The sequence below is a fragment of the Sphingomonas aerolata genome, from assembly GCF_003046295.1.
Lineage (GTDB): Bacteria > Pseudomonadota > Alphaproteobacteria > Sphingomonadales > Sphingomonadaceae > Sphingomonas > Sphingomonas aerolata.
The window spans coordinates 942141-958958 of record NZ_PZZN01000002.1; the positions used below are offsets into that span (position 1 = coordinate 942141).

Genomic DNA, 16818 nt, shown 5'->3' on the forward strand with positions numbered 1-16818 from the left:
GGTTACCGGCCGAGGAAGCGCAGCAGGTCCTGCGTGAAGCGGTCGCTTTCGGTGAGCGTCAGCCCGTGCGGCGCGCCGTCATATTCGACCAACTGCGAACCCGCGATGCCCTTGGCCGCGGCGCGGCCGGTGGCGTCGATCGGGACGGTCTTGTCGGCGGTGCCGTGGACGATCAGCGTCGGCACGCGGAACGCGGCAAGGTCGGCGCGGAAGTCGGTATGGCCGAACGACTCGGCGCAGGCGAGCGTCGGGCGCAGCCCCGCCGGCATCGCCAGACCCCAGACCCAGTCGACCATCTCGTCGCTGACCGGCGAGGTGATGAACCCGACGCCGAGGAACTGCTGCAGAAAGGTGCGGAAGAAGGCGGGGCGATCCTCCTTGATCCCGGCGCCGATGCCGGCGAGCGTCGCTTCGGGGACACCGTGCGGATTGTCGTCGGTCTTGAGCATATAGGGCACGACCGAGGCGATCAGCCCGGCGGCGATCACGCCCTTGCCGTCGTGGCGGCTCATGTAGCGGGCGACCTCGCCGCCGCCCATCGAGAAGCCGACGAGCGTCGCGTCCTCGGTCGCGCCGGTCGCGGCCATGACATCGGCGAGATCGTCGGTCAGCGTATCATAGTCATAGCCCGACCAGGGCTGGCCCGACCGTCCGAAGCCGCGGCGGTCATAGGCGATCGCGCGGAACCCCGCCTCCGCGAGCGCCATCGCCTGCGCATCCCAGCTGTCGGCATTTAATGGCCAGCCATGCGTCAGGATCACGGGCCGCCCGCTGCCCCAGTCCTTGACGTAAATGTCTGTGCCGTCTCGGGTTTTAATGAAGGGCATGTCAATCTCCGGGGTTGTCGCCAAGGTCCTTACCTCAACGGTCCGGGCTATTGGCCGTTCCAACTCTGGCGTCCGCGCGATTCCGCTGGCAGCATTGCGGGCACGCTACGGCGTGAGGGGGGAGATTGATGCGGACGAGGTTCCCGGCGAGGACGGCGGCGCTGCTGCTTGCGCTGGGCAGCTGTACGCCCGACGATCCGCCGACGCGGGACCGCGTCGCCGCCACGCCCGTCACCGCCCCCGTCGTTGCGATCGCGCCCGATGCGTGGACTGCGTTTCGCGACCGGTTCTTCGCGACGTGGTTCGCGCTCGACCCGGCCTTTGCGGTCTATCAGGGGCGGCATGAGCATGATGGCGGGCTGCCCGACTGGAGCGCGCAAGGGCTGGGTCGGCAGGCGGCGTTCCTGCACCGGTCGATCGCGGCGGCGGGACGGTTCGAGGCGGCGGCCCTCAGCCCCGAGCAGCGGTTCGAGCGCGATTATCTGGTGATGGTCGCGCGCGACAAGCTGTTCTGGCTCGAGGCCGCCGACGCGCCGCATCGCAACCCGGCCTGGTATGTCGCGGGCGGGCTCGACCCCAATGTCTATGTCGTGCGCGCCTATGCCGACCCGGTCCGGCGGATGCGCGCGCTGATCGCGTTGTTGCGCCGGATCCCGGCGGCGACGCTGCAGATTCAGCAGAACCTCGCGACGCCGATGCCGATCAGCCATGTCGACTATGCCGCCAATGCGTTCCGCGGCTTTGCGTCCTATTACATGGACGATTCGGTCAAGGCGTTCGCAGGCGTCGCGGACGAGGGGCTGCAGCGCGAGCTCGCCGATGCGGCGATGACCGCGTCGGAGGCGATGCGCGACCTGGCGCTCTGGGTCGAGGCGCAGCGCCCGAGCGCGACACGGTCGTTCGCGCTGGGCCCCGCGCTGTTCTCGCAGATGCTGCGCGAGACCGAGGGGGTCGACACGCCGATCGCGACGCTTGAGGCGGCGGGGCGGGCCGATCTGGCGCGCAACCAGCGCGCGCTGGCCGCGGCCTGTGCCCGGTTCGCGTTCGGCCTGACGGTCCGCGACTGTCTGGCGCAGGTGAATGCGGACAAGCCGGTCGACGGACCGGTCGCCGAGGCGCGCCGCCAGATCCCGATGCTGCGCGCGTTCATCGTCCGGCGCGACCTGCTGACGCTCGCCGGCAGCGAAGAGGCGCTGGTCGAGGAGAGCCCACCCTATAGCCGGCAGAATCTCGCCTATATCGATCCGCCGGGCCCGTTCGACCGCGGCGTGCCGTCGGTCTATTACATCTCGCCGCCCGATCCGCGCTGGACGCAGGCGGTGCGGGACGCGTTCGTGCCGGGCAAGTCGGACCTGCTCTTCACCTCGATCCACGAGGCGATGCCCGGGCATTTCGTCCATTTCCTCCACGCCAATCGCGTGCCGTCGCTGATCGGGCGGGTGTTCGTCGGCTATGGCTATGCCGAGGGCTGGGCGCATTATGCCGAGGAGATGATGTGGGAGGCGGGGCTGGGCGGCGGCCGCGCGGACATCCATATCGGCCAGCTGTCGAACGCGCTGCTGCGCGACTGCCGGCTCCTCGCCGCGATCGGGATGCATGCGCGCGGCATGACCCAGGCGGAGGCGTTCACCCTGTTCGTCGACCAATGTTACCAGGACGAGGGCAATGCGCGGCAACAGGCGCTGCGCGGGACCTACGATCCGGCCTATCTCAACTACACGATGGGCAAGCTGATGATCCGCCGGTTGCGCGAGGACTGGACCGCGGGGCGGGGCGGGCGGCGCGCGTGGAAGGCGTTCCACGACCGACTGCTGCGCTATGGCGGGCCGCCGATCCCGCTGGTCCGGCAAGCGATGCTGGGCGAGCCCCGGCCGATCGCGGCGTTCTGAGCGAGCCGGCGGCTAGCGCGCCTGCGCGGCCGGCTGGACGTCGCGCGTCTCGTCGATCGGTGGGTTGCGGATCGAGGGGCGCAGGCGCGACACGCCGCACAGGCCAGCGACCAGCGCCATGCCCGCGGCGACCAGCGGCGGCGTCGTGCCCGCGCCGACCCCGATGGCGAGCAGCGCGGCGACGACGGTGGCGCCGGTCGTCTGCCCGACCAGCCGGACCGTCGAGATCAGACCCCCGGCGGCGGCGGCCCGCTCGCGCGGGGCCGAGCCGATGATCAGGCGCGCGTTCGGCGCCATGAACATCCCGAACCCCGAGCCGCAGAGCGCCATCCGCCAGGCGATCGCGAAATAGCTCGGATCGGCGGGCATGAACGCGAGCAGCAACAGCGCGGCGATCGAGACGGCCATGCCGATGCCGCCGAGCAGCCCGGCGGGATAGCGATCCGACAGCCATCCCGACAGCGGCGCCACGACCATGTTGGCGAGCGGCCATGGCGCGATCGCCGCGCCGACCTCGGCGGCGGAAAAGCCGTAAGCCTGGGTCAGCCGGAACGGCGTCGACAGGAGCAGCGTCATCTGCGCGATGAACGCGGTAAAAGCACCGATAGCGGACAGCGCGAGGACGGGGCGGGCGAGCAGGTCGATCGGCAGGATCGGCTTGGTCTCCCCGCGCTCGCGCCGGACGAAGATCCAGCCGATCGCCACCCCGGTCAGCACGATCGCCGCCGAGACGACCGGGCTGTCGCCGTGCACCGCGGTCTCCGATCCGCCGATGACGAGCCCGATCATCGCCGCGCACATCACCGCGCCGAGTACGTCGAACGGTTCGCTCCGCGGGCTGGGATCGGGCAAGGCGCGTCCGAGGAACAGGCTGAGGATCGCGAACGGTACCGCGCTGGCGAAGACCCAGGGCCAGGGCGCGACCGCGAGGACCAGCCCGCCCAGCGTCGGCGCGAGCGCGGCCGAACTCGAGACGACGACCGAATTGATGCCGAGCCCGCGGCCGAGCTGCTGCGACGGGTAGATCGATCGGATTAGCGCGGACGACACGCTGAGCGCGGCCGCCGCGCCGAGCGCCTGGGCGGCGCGGACGACGAGCAGGAAGGGCAGGCTCTTGGCGAAGAAGCAGAGCAGCGTCGCGACGGTGAAGACGAGCTGGCCATATTGATACATGCGCTTCAGCCCGATCCGGTCGCCGAGCCCCGAAAAGGGGAGCAGCGCCATCGCCAGGATCAGCTGATAGACGGTGACGACGGTCACCACCGCGCTGCTGTCGACGCCCAGGTCGCGTGCGATCGTCGGCAGCGCGACATTGGCGACGCCGCCGTCGATGATGGTCAGCGCGGTGCCCGCCGAGATCGCGGCGATCGCGAGGAAGCGGCGGGGCTTGGGAAGGCCATCCAGGGCCGTTGTCTGGTCGGACTGCATTGCGGACCGCGATAGACACCGTCATGAATGACGCCAAGCTATTCGGGGAAATGGACGATGCGGGTTCTTACGGCTGCGCTTGCGGCGACGATATTGACGGGCGGCGCCGGCCTTGCGGCGGGCAGTGCGCTCGCCCAAGTCGCACCGATGACGAACACAAAGCCTGCTCCGACCCCGACCCCGGCCGCGGACACCGCCGCCGACCCCTATATCTGGCTCGAGGACAAGGATGGCGCCAAGCCGCTCGCCTGGGTCGAGGCGGAGAATGCCAAGACGCTTCCCCGGTTGCAGAACGATCCGCGCTACAAGAGCTTCTATGCCGAGGCGCTGGCGATCGCGGCAGCGAAGGACCGGATCCCGATGCCCGACCAGCGCTTCGGCCGGATCTATAATTTCTGGCGCGATGCCGAGCATCCGCAGGGGATCTGGCGGTGGACGAGCGAGGCGGGCTACGCGCAGGCCGATCCGGTCTGGACGACCGCGCTCGATCTCGATGCACTGAGCAAGGCCGAGGGCAAGAAATGGGTGTGGAAGGGTGCGTCCTGCCTCCAGCCCGACGAGCGGCTGTGCCTCGTCTCGCTGTCCGAGGGCGGCGAGGATGCGGTGTCCTACCGCGAATTCGATCTGCAGACCGGGCAGTTCGTCGCGAACGGCTTTGCGCTGTCGACGTCGAAGCAGGGCGCGAGCTGGGTCGACAAGGACACGCTGCTGGTCGCGCGCGACTGGGGTGCGGGGTCGATGACCGCGTCGGGCTATCCGTTCGTCGTCAAGGAGGTGAAGCGCGGCCAGCCGCTGAGCGCCGCGCGCGAGATCTTCCGCGGCGAGGCGTCGGACCAGCTCGGCACCTATGCCAGCGTGATGACCGACGGGCAGGGCAACCGCGTGACGATGATCCAGCGGCGCCCGACCTTTTTCGGCGGCGAGAAGCATGTCGTCACGCCGGCCGGGCTGGTGAAGCTCGACCTTCCCGACCGCGTCTTTCCGTCGGGGATGGTCGACGGGCAGGTGATCTTCTCGACCAGCGAGGCTTGGGGGCAGATCCCCGCCGGCGCGATCGCCTCGGCGCCGCTCGCCGAGGTGCGCAAGGGCAAGTTCACGCCGACTTTGGTCTTCGCGCCGACCGATCGCCAGTCGGTCGACGGCGTGTCGGTGACGCGCGATCACGTGGTCGCCAGCGTCTATGACAATGTCCGCGGCCGGGCGATGGTGTTCACGCATGGCAAGGCGGGCTGGACGTCGCGCGCGGTCGCGCTGCCCGACAATGCCTCGGTCGATGTCGCGAGCACGACCGATCGCAGCAATGCGACGTTCGTGCAGGTGACGGGATTCCTCGCGCCGACGACCTTGTGGACGCTCGATGCGGGGCCTGGCGGCGTGCCCAGGCAGATCAAGGCGCTGCCGGCGAAGTTCGATGCGTCGCGCGACGTCGTCGAGCAGTTCGAGGCGGTCTCGACCGACGGGACGAAGATCCCCTATTTCATTGTCCACCGGAAGGACGTGCCGCTCGACGGCACCACGCCGACGATCATGACCGCCTATGGCGGGTTCGAATCGTCGATGACGCCTTATTATTCCGGGGTGATGGGCAAGCTGTGGCTCGAGCGCGGGGGCAGCTTCGTGCTCGCCAATATCCGCGGCGGCGGCGAATTCGGGCCGAAATGGCATGATGCGGGGCGCAAGACCAAGCGGCAGATCATCTATGACGATTTCGCCGCGGTCGGGCAGGACCTGATCGCGCGCAAGCTGACCAGCCCGGCGACGCTCGGCATCTATGGCGGGTCGAATGGCGGGTTGCTGATGGGGGTCGAGTTTAACCAGCATCCCGATCTGTGGAAGGCGGTGACGATCCAGGTGCCGCTGCTCGACATGATCCGCTACGAACAGATCGCCGCGGGCGCGTCATGGGTCGATGAATATGGGTCGGTAAAGATCCCCGCCGAGAAGGCGTTTCTCGAGACGATCTCGCCCTATCAGAACATCAAGCGCGGCGGGGCTTACCCTGAGCCCTATATCTGGACGACGACCAAGGATGACCGGGTCGGGCCGCAGCATGCGCGCAAGTTCGCGGCGCGGCTGAAGGAATATGGCCTGCCCTATTTGTTCTACGAGGATACCGCGGGCGGGCATTCGGGCGATGCGGACATCGAGCAGGGGGCGCGGATGCAGGCGCTGCAGATGACGTATTTCGCGCAGAAGCTGATGGGGCCGGCGAAGTAGCAGCCCGTCATCCTGGACGTGATCCAGGATCCAGAGCCGGAGGCGGTATCGCTCGTGGCTCTGGATCCTGACTTTCGTCAGGATGACGGGGTTTCGGGGGAGGGGGCGCGAACGGCGGCGGGCGTGATGGACGCCCGGTCGCCGCACGCGATCAGCGGCAGCGGATCTGGCTGTTGTTCTGCTCGACCGCGCGGCCGGCGAGGCCACCCGCGGCCGCGCCGAGCAGCGAGCCGACGATCCGCGAGCGGCCGCCGTCGATCACGTTGCCGAGGATGCCGCCACCTGCCGCGCCGATGATCAGCCCGGTCGTGCCGTCGTTGCGCTTGCAGTAATAGCGGCCGTCCTGCCCAGCATAGACGCGGTCATTGGCGGACAGGGTGCGCTCCTGATAATTCGGGCCGACGCGATAGTCGCGGGCCGGGTCGTAATTGCCCTCGTCGCGCTCGTCGGGATAGCCGCCCTCATACCGGTCGGGTGCCTGGCGATAGCCGCCCTGCGGCGCCGGCGGAACATAGCTGCCGCCACGATTGCCGCGCAGCGACTGGTAGCGATCGAATTCCTCGCGGAAGATCTGCAACTCGCTGTCGAGGCGCGCCTGGGCGGCGGCGAAACGGGCGTTGTCGGCACTGGTCTGCGCGACGGCGGGGGCGGCGGCGGACAGGCAGGTCGCGGCGATCATCGTCGCGAGGCCGAGAGAACGCTTCATGATCGAAATCCTTTCACGGTAGGGTGTCCCAGTAACGGGTGGCGACATCGCGCCGCCACCCGCCTTTCGTCAACGACAGATCTGGACGCGACGATGGTTGCGCCATTCGGTGCGGCAGCGGCGATTGTTGTTCCAGTTGCGGCGGTCATTGTCGCGGCCGCGGAAGCGGCGGCCGTCGTGGCGGCCGCGATGGTCGTTGCGGCGATAGTCGCGACGATCGGCACGGTGGTCGCCGCGGTGATGGTTGTCGCGATACTGCTGGCTATGGCCCCGATCGCGCTGGGCTTCGGCGGGCGCGGCCACGCCGAGGCCGAGCGTGGCGAAGGCGAGCCCGGCGGCGATGATATGCGTGAACTTCATGAGGTGTCCTCTTGCCCGAGATCGGGCTGGAAGGACGATACGATCCTGGTTCGGCATCGTTCCTGAACGGGGTTGTCGGCTCCCGTACAGGTTGGCGCCGACCGGTCGTCCTACGGCGCGATCGTCACGAAGCTGTCCATGACGCGTTTGCGGCCGGCCTGTTCGAAGTCGATCTCGAGCTTGTTGCCCTCGATCTCGGCGATCGCGCCATAGCCGAACTTCTGGTGGAACACCCGCTGGCCGAGCGACAGGTCGTCGCGACCCTTGTTGCCGAGGCTGATCGCGCTTGACCGGCTTTCGACGACGCGGGCGGGTTTGGTCGAGAAGCCGCCGCCGGGCGTGGCCGCGCGCTGCCAGCCGGGGCCGCGGCCGGTGCCGCGTGCGACGTCGGCGAACGGATCGGCGCGGTCGGACCAGTTCGCTTGCCAGAGGCTCGCGCCGCCCGACATCGTCGTCTCGGTGTCGGTATGCTCGTCGGGCAGTTCGGCGACGAAGCGCGAGGGGATCGACGAATTCCACTGGCCGTAGATGCGACGATTGGCGGCGTGGAGGATCACCGCGAGCCGCCGTGCGCGGGTGATCGCGACATAGGCGAGGCGACGTTCCTCCTCGAGACTCTTGACGCCGCCCTCGTCGAGCGAGCGCTGCGAGGGGAACAGCCCTTCCTCCCAGCCGACGCAGAAGACGGTGTCGTATTCGAGGCCCTTGGCGGCGTGGATCGTCATGATCGTGACCTGCGGATCCTGCGCGCCGCCCTCATTGTCCATGACCAGCGAGACATGTTCGAGGAACGCGCCGAGCGAGTCATATTCCTCCATCGCGCGGACGAGTTCGCTGAGATTCTCCAGCCGGCCGGTCGCCTCGACCGATTTCTCGGCCTGGTACATCGCGGTGTAGCCGCTCTCGTCGAGCAATTGGCGGGCGAGTTCGGCGTGGGGCAGGCTGGTCGCCATGTCGCGCCAGCGTGCGATGTCGCCGACGAGGCGGCCGAGCGACTTCTTGGCGGCCCCGGTGAGTTCGTCGGTGTCGAGGATGCGCGCGGCGGCCGTCGTGAGCGGGGTGCCGGTGGCGCGCGCGAGCTGGTGGATGCGCGCGACCGCCTTGTCGCCGAGCCCGCGCTTGGGGACGTTGACGATGCGTTCGAAGGCGAGGTCGTCCGCCGGCTGATTGACGACGCGGAGATAGGCGAGCGCGTCGCGGATCTCGGCGCGTTCGTAGAAGCGGAAGCCGCCGACGATCTTGTACGGCATGCCGATCGCGATGAAGCGGTCCTCGAACTCGCGCGTCTGGTGCTGCGCGCGGACGAGGATCGCAACCTCGTCGAGGCTCTTGCCCGTGCGACGGACGCTCTCGATTTCCTCGCCGACGCGGCGCGCTTCCTCGGGGCCGTCCCAGACGCCGATGACCTTCACCTTCTCGCCGACGTCGAGCTCGGTCCAGAGCTGCTTGCCGAGGCGGCCGCCATTGTTGGCGATCACGCCCGAGGCGGCGCCGAGGATATGCGGCGTGCTGCGGTAATTCTGTTCGAGGCGGATGACCTTCGCGCCCGGAAAATCGCGTTCGAACTTCAGGATGTTCTCGACCTGCGCGCCGCGCCACGAATAGATCGACTGGTCGTCGTCGCCGACACAGGCGATGTTCTTGCGCTCCTGTGCGAGCAACCGCAGCCAGAGATATTGCGACGAGTTGGTGTCCTGATACTCGTCGACCATGATGTATTTGAAGCGCTGCTGATACTGCGCGAGCACGTCGCGGTGCGTCTTCAGGATGACGAGCATGTGGAGCAGCAGGTCGCCGAAATCGCACGCGTTGAGCGCGCGCAGTCGGGTCTGATATTGCTCGTACAGCTCACCGCCGCGGCCGTTGGCGTAGCGCTCGCTCTCGCCCGCATCGATATCGGCGGGGACGAGGCCCTTGTTCTTCCACTGGTCGATCAGCCCGGCGAGGCTGCGCGTTGGGAACCGCTTCTCGTCGATATCGGCGGCGAGAATGAGCTGCTTGAGCAACCGCAGCTGGTCGTCGGTGTCGAGGATCGTGAAGTTCGACTGGAGCCCGACGAGTTCGGCATGGCGGCGCAGCATCTTGGCGGCGATCGCGTGGAAGGTGCCGAGCCACGGCATCCCCTCGACCGCGTCGCCGACGAGGCGCCCGACGCGCTCGCGCATCTCGCGTGCGGCCTTGTTGGTGAAGGTGACGCTGAGGATTTCCGACGGCCACGCCTTCTTGGTGAAGATCAGATGCGCGAGTCGCGCGGTCAGCGCCGCGGTCTTGCCGGTGCCCGCGCCGGCGATGATCAGGACGGGGCCGTCGGTGGTCAGCACCGCCTCGCGCTGGGGATCGTTGAGGCCGCGGAGATAGGGCGGCTGGCGGTTTGCGTCGGACGGATGGGCGATCTGGTTCACCGGTGAACAGGTAGGGAACGGGGCGCGATCGGGCAAGCGGCTAAGGCTTGCACGGCGCAGCGATGTGTGGAACAAATCGAGAATATCAACAGGAGGCGTGCATGTTGTCGGGACGATGCCACTGCGGAGCGATCCACTATGTCGCGACGGGCGAGGCGGCGCATCACGCGCTGTGCCACTGTGAGGATTGCCGCCGCAGCGCAGGCGCGCCGATGGTCGGCTGGATCGCGTTCGCGACCGAGCAGGTGACGATCTCGGGCGATCCGGTGACCTATGCGTCGTCCGAGCACGGGCGGCGGCAGTTTTGCGGGACGTGCGGGACGGGGCTGTTCTACACCAACCCGGTCGCGCTGCCGGGGATCATCGACATCCAGTCGTGCACGCTCGACGATCCCGAGTCGGTCACACCGGGCGCGCAAATCCAGGTCGCGGAGCGGCTGGCGTGGATGGCGGACCTGGCGAGCCTGCCCGAATTCGCGCGCTATCCGGGGATGTGAACGGGCGTTCGGTCGTCGTCCGGGTGCGAGGTGATCGAAATCGCGGGGCGACCGACGAACCGTCGCCAAACCGTCGCGGGCGCGTAACGATCGGGGCGTAGGGCGTGCGCAGCGACGAGGGTCTTCGTCGGAGAGGCCGCGCAGAGACGGTCCTCCCGACGGTCAGCCATAGTCGCGCGCAGGCCGGCGTGCCTGCGGAACGCAGGACCAGCAAAGGACGTCATCATGAAGATCCTCCACAGCGTCGCTTCGGCGGCGATCGCTTCCGCGTGCCTTTTTGCGACCGGCGCTGCCGCCGATCCGGTGCGCGACCCCGTCACGATCCGTGTCTCGCATGCCGGGCTCGACCTGGCCAGCGACGCCGGCCGGCGCGTGCTTGCGCGTCGCGTGCAGTCGGCGGTCAACCGGACCTGCGCCCCGCGGACCGCCGGGCTGAATGCCTTTGCCGAGTCGCGCCGGTGCCGCGCGGAAATGATGCAGGACGCCACGGTCCAGACCGCCGCGTTGCTGACGCGCAACGGGACTCAGCTGGCAAGCCTCGCGGGGCGGTGACGGGGTAGCGTCTTCGCGCTCGATCCGATGCGCGATTGAAGGAGGACCGCTCTGTCAAAGGCGCGGCGGTCCTCCCCCGCCGTCAGGCTGTGCCTGCCCCCCGGCGGGGGAGGATCATGGGCGGTCGCGCGCTGCGCGGGGTTCGTCACTGTGTCATTCTGGTATCGCCGCGCGGCGATGCATCGCGTTGTCATAAAGTTGTAATCGTTAGGGCCGACTGCGCGATCATGGCTACTTCCCCATTAACGGTCGACGCGATCGACCGCGCACCGCGCAGCGGACCGCGGCTCGATCATGATCTGCATCCGGCCGGGCGCTGGATCTTTCTGGCAATATTGCTGGGGGGGCTGGCCTATGCGGGGTTCAGCATCGCCACCGATACCGCGCAGGTCGGCGAGACGCTCGCGGTCGGTGCGTTCGCGTTCCTCGGGCTCGCGCTGCTGATCGCGCTCGGGTTCGAATTCGTCAACGGCTTCCACGACACCGCCAATGCGGTCGCGACGGTCATCTACACGCATTCGATGCCCGCGCCGCTCGCGGTCGTCTGGTCGGGATTCTTCAATTTCGTCGGTGTGATGACGTCGTCGGGCGCGGTGGCCTATTCGATCATCACGCTGCTGCCGGTCGACCTGATCCTCAACGTCGGCAGCGCGGGCGGTTTCGCGATGATCTTCGCACTGCTGCTCGCGGCGATCCTGTGGAACCTCGCAACTTGGGCGGTCGGGCTGCCCAATTCGTCGAGCCATGCGCTGATCGGCTCGATCCTCGGCGTCGGGCTCGCCAACCAGCTGATCAACGGCGGCGCGGACGGTACGTCGGGCGTCGACATGGCGCAGGTGACCAAGGTGCTCTCCGCGCTCGCGTTCAGCCCGGTGGTCGGCTTTGTCGGTGCGCTGCTGATGCTGCTGGTGATGAAGCGCTTCCTGCGCGATCGCAAGCTGTACGAGGCGCCCGAGAGCGATACGCCGCCGCCGCGCGGGATCCGTGCGCTGCTGATCGGCACCTGCACCGCGGTCAGCTTCGCGCATGGCAGCAATGACGGCCAGAAGGGGATGGGGCTGATCATGCTCATCCTGATCGGCTGCGCGCCGACCGCCTATGCGCTGAACCGGACGATGCCCGAAAGCGCGACGCCGGCATTCGTCCAGAGCGCCCGCGCGGCGTCGTCGGCCTATGCCGCACATGCCGACGGCACGCCTTCGACGGTCGAGGCCGCCCGCGCGCGCGTCACCACCGCGCTGAAATCCAAGCAGGTCGCCGAGCCCGTCGTCTATGGCGCGCTCGCCACGCTGTCGAACGACGTCACCCGCCGGATCGAGGGCTATGGCTCGCTCGGCAAGGTGCCCGCTGCGGCGACATCGAACCTGCGCAACGACATGTACCTCGTGCTCGACACCACCAAGCTGGTCGCGGCGGACAAGACCGCGCAGGCGCGCTTTACCGCGCAGGAGATCACGGAGCTTAAAACCTATGGCGGCGGGCTGGAGCAGGGGACGCGCTACATCCCGATCTGGGTGAAGGTCACGGTCGCGCTCGCGCTCGGGCTCGGCACGATGGTCGGGTGGAAGCGGATCGTCGTCACCGTCGGCGAACGGATCGGCAAGTCGCATCTGACCTATGGCATGGGTGCGTCGGCGGAGCTGGTCGCGGCGGCGACGATCCTGATGGCGGACCGGTTCGGCCTGCCCGTGTCGACGACGCATATCCTGTCGTCGGGCGTTGCGGGCGCGAGCGTCGCCAATGGCGGCGGGCTGCAGCGGCGGACGCTGGTGAACATGGGGCTGGCGTGGATCATGACGCTGCCGGTCGCGATGCTGTTGTCGGGCGGGCTGTACTGGATGCTGCTCGGGGTGGCGCACGCCTTGGGGCGCTAAAGCCGAGCGCACGATTGACGGGGCGGCGGCGGGCGGCGATGCACGCGGCATGAGCACGCTTAGGTCCAGCCGCCGCATCCTCGCCGCCAGCCTGGTCGGCACCGCGGTCGAATTCTACGACTTCTACATCTACGCGACCGCGGCGGCGCTCGTGTTCGGGCCGCTGTTCTTCGCGGGCCAGTCGGCGTCGGCGCAGCTGCTGCTGAGCTATGCGACGTTCGGGCTGGCGTTCGTCGCACGACCGGTGGGCGCGGTGCTGTTCGGGCATTTCGGCGACCGGGTCGGGCGCAAGTCGACCCTGGTCGCGTCGCTGCTGCTGATGGGCGGATCGACCGTCGCGATCGCGTTCCTGCCGACCTATGCGCAGGTCGGCTGGTGGGCGCCGGCGCTGCTCTGCCTGATGCGGCTGGGGCAGGGGCTGGGGCTGGGCGGCGAATGGGGTGGCGCCGCGCTGCTCGCGGTCGAGAATGCGCCGCCGCACCGCCGCAACACGTTCGGGATGTTCCCGCCGCTCGGCGCGCCGGTCGGGTTTCTCGCCGCCAACGGGCTGTTCCTGATCATCGGTCTGGTCCTCGACGAGGCGCAGTTCCTCGCCTGGGGCTGGCGGATCCCGTTCCTGGTCAGCGCGGTGCTGGTCGGGCTGGGGCTGTGGGTGCGGCTGAAGCTGACCGAGACGCCCGCGTTTCTGGAAGCGGAGAAGACCGAGGCGATCCCGCGCGTGCCGATCGCCGAGTTGCTGACGCGGCATTTGCGCGCGACGCTGGCGGGGACGTTCGGGGTGATCGCGTGTTTCGCGCTCTTCTATCTCGCGACCGCGTTCGCGCTCGGCTACGGCACCAAGACGCTCGGCTATTCGCGCGAGGCGTTCCTCGGCGTCGAGCTGGTCGCGATCTGGTTCCTCGCGGCGGGGGTGATCCTCGCGAGCGTGCTGGCGGATCGCTATTCGGCGGCGCGGATGCTCGGCATCGGGTTTGCGGGCTGCATCGTCGTCGGGGCGCTGATGGGGCCGATGCTGGGGTCGGGATCGCTGGTCACGGTGTCGCTCTGGCTGTCGGGCGCGCTGTTCGTGATGGGGTTCGCCTATGGCCCGCTCGGCGGGTGGCTGCCGAGCCTGTTTCCGGCGGGCGTGCGCTATACCGGCGTGTCGATGACGTTCAACCTTGGCGGCGTGCTCGGCGGGGCGCTCGCGCCGATCGTGGCGGAGGCGCTGGCGCCGCGCGGGCTGGGGCTGGTCGGGGTGTATCTGATGGCCGCGGGGGTGCTGAGCCTTGGCGGGCTGCTGATCGTCGGGCGCCGCGCCGCCGCCTAGGACGGGGTCTCCCGCTTGCGCGGGAGACCGTTACGTCAGGCGGGGCGCAGCAGCGTCAGCCGCGCCTTGCCGTGGACGCGCGTGGCGTCGATCTCGAAGCCCGGCAGTTGGACGACCTCCGCCTTCGCGGTCTCGAGGCTGATCCACGTCGCCGGGCTGGTCCAGCCGAGCCGGGCAAGCTTGTCGAGCGCGACGAGGCCTGCCCCGGTGTCATAGGGCGGATCCATCAGGATGATGTCGAGCGGCGCGGGCGCGGGGCCCATCGCCATCACCGAGGTCGCGCGGACGTCGCCGCGAATGCCGAGCTTGGCGAGATTGGCCTTCAGCGCATCGAGCGCGGGCTTGTCCTGCTCGACGAACAGGCACGACCCCGCGCCGCGCGACAAGGCCTCGATCCCGAGCGCGCCCGAGCCTGCGAAGAGATCGGCGACCGCGAGCCCTTCGAAACTGCCGACCCGGCTGGTCAGCATCGAGAACAGCGCCTCGCGCATGCGATCGGCGGTCGGGCGGGTCGCGTCACCCTTGGGCGCGACGATCTGGCGGCCGCGATACTGGCCTGCGATGATCCGCATCAGCGTTTACCTCCGCGTGGTGCGCGGGGCGGATGACCGCGCCCCCCTGATGGTCCCTTGCCGGGCGCGGGCGGACGGCTGCCGCGTTCGGGGCGCGGTGCGGCGTCGCGTGGCGGGCGGGGATCCGCGCCGGGGCGACCGGCGGCACTGCGCGCGGCGCGCTTGTCGAGACCGGTCCGCATCCGGGAATCGTCCGCCTGGGGGCGGAAGCCGCGTTGCTGGTCCTGGCGCTGGTCCTGGCGCTGGGGCGAGTCGGGACGGCGTGGAGCTGTCGTGGCCCCGCTACCACCGCCGCCGACGCGGGTCGGGGCGGCGCGGTCGCGGGGCGGCTTGGCGGCGCGGAAATGCTTGATCTTGGGGCTGGTGCTCAGCTCCTCGCCGCGGTCCGCGCGCTCCTGGCGATAGGTCGGGCGACCGGTGCCGGCGCCGGTCGGCTGGGCGTGATGCGTCGCGGCCGCGCGATTGCCGCCGCGCGCATCGGGCTTGGCCCAGGGATCGGTGACGTCGCCGCGGACCATCGCCGCGGTCGGGCGGATCCGCTCGGGCCGGGCCGGGCGGGCGGGCCGTGCAGCACGATCGACCGGTGGTGCGCCGCTCGAGAAGCCGGAGCTTGCCGGTGCCGCATAGGGGTTGCGCGCGGGCTGGCGCGGTGCTGCGGTCGCGGGCCGAGCCGAGGGGGCCGGGCGGGGCGCGTTGGCGCCGCGCTGGGGCGACTTGGCGCCGATCCCCGCACCCGCGCCGGCACTGGCGCTGATGCCGATGTTCGGACGCGCGCCGGGGCCCTCGGGCTTGCCGCGCGCTAGCTCCTTCTGGAAGGCGACGACGTCGTGCTGGAGCACTTCGCCGATCTGGCCGGGGGCGAGATCGCCGAGCACGAACGGACCGTAGCGGGTGCGGATCAGGCGCGAGACCTGGAGACCCAGATGTTCGAGCACGCGGCGGACTTCGCGGTTCTTGCCCTCGGTCAGGATCATCTCGATCCAGACGTTCGCGCCGGTGCGGCGCTCGATATTGGCGTTGATCGAGCCGTAGCGGACGCCCTCGATCTCGATCCCCTCGATCAGCTCCTCGAGCTGCGGCTGGGTGATGTTGCCATAGGCGCGCGCGCGATAGGCGCGCTCGACGCCGGTCGCGGGGAGTTCGAGCTGGCGCTTGAGGCCACCGTCGGTGGTCATCAGCAACAGCCCCTCGGTGTTGAGATCGAGCCGGCCGACGGGGACGAGTCGCGGCAGTTCGCGCGGCAGGCGGTCGTAGATCGTCGTCCGGCCCGCCGGATCGCGCTCGGTGACGAGCAGACCGGTCGGCTTGTGGTAGAGGAACAGCCGCGCCGCGCTGGGCGCCTCGACCGGATCGCCGTCGACGGTGACGCCGGCAAGGTTGCGCAGGATCGTCGCGGGTGTGTCGAGCGTGCTGCCGTTGAGCGCGACGCGCCCCTCGGCGATCATCCGTTCGATGTCGCGGCGCGATGCGACGCCCGCGCGGGCGAGCAGCTTGGCGATGCGGTCGCCCTTGATGGGGGCTGCAGGAGCTGTTGCGGGCGCGTCGTTCGACGGGCTGGCAGTCGGGTTATCGTCTTTTGAAGTCGTCATGGCGCGGCTGATACTATGGATCGGGGTGCAGCGCGAAAATATTTGCGTCCCTTCGTGGTGCGGTGCGTTATGTCGCATGGGCGTAACGACCATTCGTTGCGCGAAGGGGCGTGATGTCGATGCTGTTCGGAAAGAAGAAGCGGCTGATCATCCGCTTGCTGGTCGTCGAGGACGAACCGCTGGTCGCGTTCGACACCGAATATTTCCTGACCGAATCGAAATTCACCGTGGTCGCGACGGTCGACCGGGTCAGCGATGCATTGGCGGTGATCGAAAGCGAGTCCGCGATCGACCTGATCCTCGCCGATGTCAGCCTGAGCGACGGATCGGGGCTCGACGTGGCGCGGGCTGCGCTGGAGCGCGGTGTGCCGGTGCTGTTCGTCACGGGCAATTGCCCGGTCGAGGCGACGACGCTGGCCGCGGGCTGTCTCTCCAAACCCTATTCGCAGCGCGACCTGCTCGCCGCGATCGCGGCGATCGAGGCACGGATGGCGGGGAGCGAGCCGAAGAAGCTGCCTTCGGGCCTGCGACTGTTCAGCGCGCCCGTCTGACGGCACGCGTTTAGCTTCGTCGCGACCAAGGCGAAGCGGCGACGT

At 69.0% G+C, this 16818-nt stretch carries 14 protein-coding genes; 7 read left to right on the forward strand and 7 right to left on the reverse strand.

The features are described from left to right. Positions 1-2 precede the first annotated feature (2 nt). The gene (locus C8J24_RS11850) at positions 3-827 is read right to left on the reverse strand and encodes an alpha/beta fold hydrolase (RefSeq protein ID WP_107932481.1); all 825 of its coding nucleotides are present in this window, start codon (positions 825-827) and stop codon (positions 3-5) included. 128 nt (positions 828-955) lie between these two features. Here C8J24_RS11850 and C8J24_RS11855 point away from each other — a divergent pair, with 128 nt between their 5' ends. Beyond that, the gene (locus C8J24_RS11855) at positions 956-2716 is read left to right on the forward strand and encodes a DUF885 domain-containing protein (protein ID WP_107932483.1); all 1761 of its coding nucleotides are present in this window, start codon (positions 956-958) and stop codon (positions 2714-2716) included. Between the two features lie 12 nt (positions 2717-2728). On the opposite strand, the gene C8J24_RS11860 is transcribed toward C8J24_RS11855, so the two are convergent. Further along, a complete protein-coding gene (locus C8J24_RS11860; RefSeq protein ID WP_107932488.1) occupies positions 2729-4144 on the reverse strand; it encodes an MFS transporter in 1416 nt (471 codons plus the stop codon). Between the two features lie 147 nt (positions 4145-4291). Here C8J24_RS11860 and C8J24_RS11865 point away from each other — a divergent pair, with 147 nt between their 5' ends. Continuing rightward, positions 4292-6361, forward strand: a complete 2070-nt coding sequence (locus C8J24_RS11865; protein WP_420894113.1) for a prolyl oligopeptidase family serine peptidase — start codon at positions 4292-4294, stop codon at positions 6359-6361. Between the two features lie 151 nt (positions 6362-6512). Here the strand turns inward: C8J24_RS11865 and C8J24_RS11870 are convergent, their stop codons facing one another. The 3 genes from C8J24_RS11870 to C8J24_RS11880 form a co-directional block, all read right to left on the reverse strand. Beyond that, the gene (locus tag C8J24_RS11870; RefSeq protein ID WP_031440853.1) at positions 6513-7067 is read right to left on the reverse strand and encodes a glycine zipper 2TM domain-containing protein; all 555 of its coding nucleotides are present in this window, start codon (positions 7065-7067) and stop codon (positions 6513-6515) included. A 69-nt stretch (positions 7068-7136) separates the two neighbouring features. Next, positions 7137-7427 (reverse strand): hypothetical protein, encoded by a 291-nt coding sequence (locus C8J24_RS11875; RefSeq protein WP_107932490.1) that lies wholly within the window; start codon positions 7425-7427, stop codon positions 7137-7139. A gap of 110 nt (positions 7428-7537) precedes the next feature. Further along, positions 7538-9820 (reverse strand): ATP-dependent helicase, encoded by a 2283-nt coding sequence (locus C8J24_RS11880; protein WP_056680943.1) that lies wholly within the window; start codon positions 9818-9820, stop codon positions 7538-7540. Positions 9821-9930: 110 nt separating this feature from the next. Here C8J24_RS11880 and C8J24_RS11885 point away from each other — a divergent pair, with 110 nt between their 5' ends. The 4 genes from C8J24_RS11885 to C8J24_RS11905 all read left to right on the forward strand — a co-directional run bounded on the left by C8J24_RS11885 (position 9931) and on the right by C8J24_RS11905 (position 14061). Beyond that, positions 9931-10326 carry a GFA family protein gene (locus C8J24_RS11885; RefSeq protein ID WP_056680497.1) on the forward strand — a complete coding sequence of 132 codons (396 nt, stop codon included), beginning with the start codon at positions 9931-9933 and terminating at the stop codon, positions 10324-10326. 225 nt (positions 10327-10551) lie between these two features. Next, entirely contained in the window at positions 10552-10878 is a 327-nt protein-coding gene (locus C8J24_RS11895) for a UrcA family protein (RefSeq protein ID WP_107932495.1), read from the forward strand. Positions 10879-11105: 227 nt separating this feature from the next. Then, a complete protein-coding gene (locus tag C8J24_RS11900) occupies positions 11106-12752 on the forward strand; it encodes an inorganic phosphate transporter (protein ID WP_107932497.1) in 1647 nt (548 codons plus the stop codon). Positions 12753-12801: 49 nt separating this feature from the next. Continuing rightward, the gene (locus tag C8J24_RS11905) at positions 12802-14061 is read left to right on the forward strand and encodes an MFS transporter (RefSeq protein WP_107045145.1); all 1260 of its coding nucleotides are present in this window, start codon (positions 12802-12804) and stop codon (positions 14059-14061) included. Between the two features lie 35 nt (positions 14062-14096). Here C8J24_RS11905 and rsmD read toward each other — a convergent pair whose 3' ends face one another. Both rsmD and C8J24_RS17885 read right to left on the reverse strand, forming a co-directional pair. Beyond that, positions 14097-14633 carry a 16S rRNA (guanine(966)-N(2))-methyltransferase RsmD gene (rsmD, locus tag C8J24_RS11910; RefSeq protein ID WP_107932499.1) on the reverse strand — a complete coding sequence of 179 codons (537 nt, stop codon included), beginning with the start codon at positions 14631-14633 and terminating at the stop codon, positions 14097-14099. Next, a complete protein-coding gene (locus tag C8J24_RS17885; RefSeq protein ID WP_244180647.1) occupies positions 14633-16222 on the reverse strand; it encodes a pseudouridine synthase in 1590 nt (529 codons plus the stop codon). Before C8J24_RS17885 ends, rsmD begins: the two co-directional genes overlap by 1 nt. Before the next feature lie 119 nt (positions 16223-16341). Here C8J24_RS17885 and C8J24_RS11920 point away from each other — a divergent pair, with 119 nt between their 5' ends. After that, entirely contained in the window at positions 16342-16773 is a 432-nt protein-coding gene (locus C8J24_RS11920) for a response regulator (protein ID WP_107932863.1), read from the forward strand. Positions 16774-16818 lie beyond the last annotated feature (45 nt).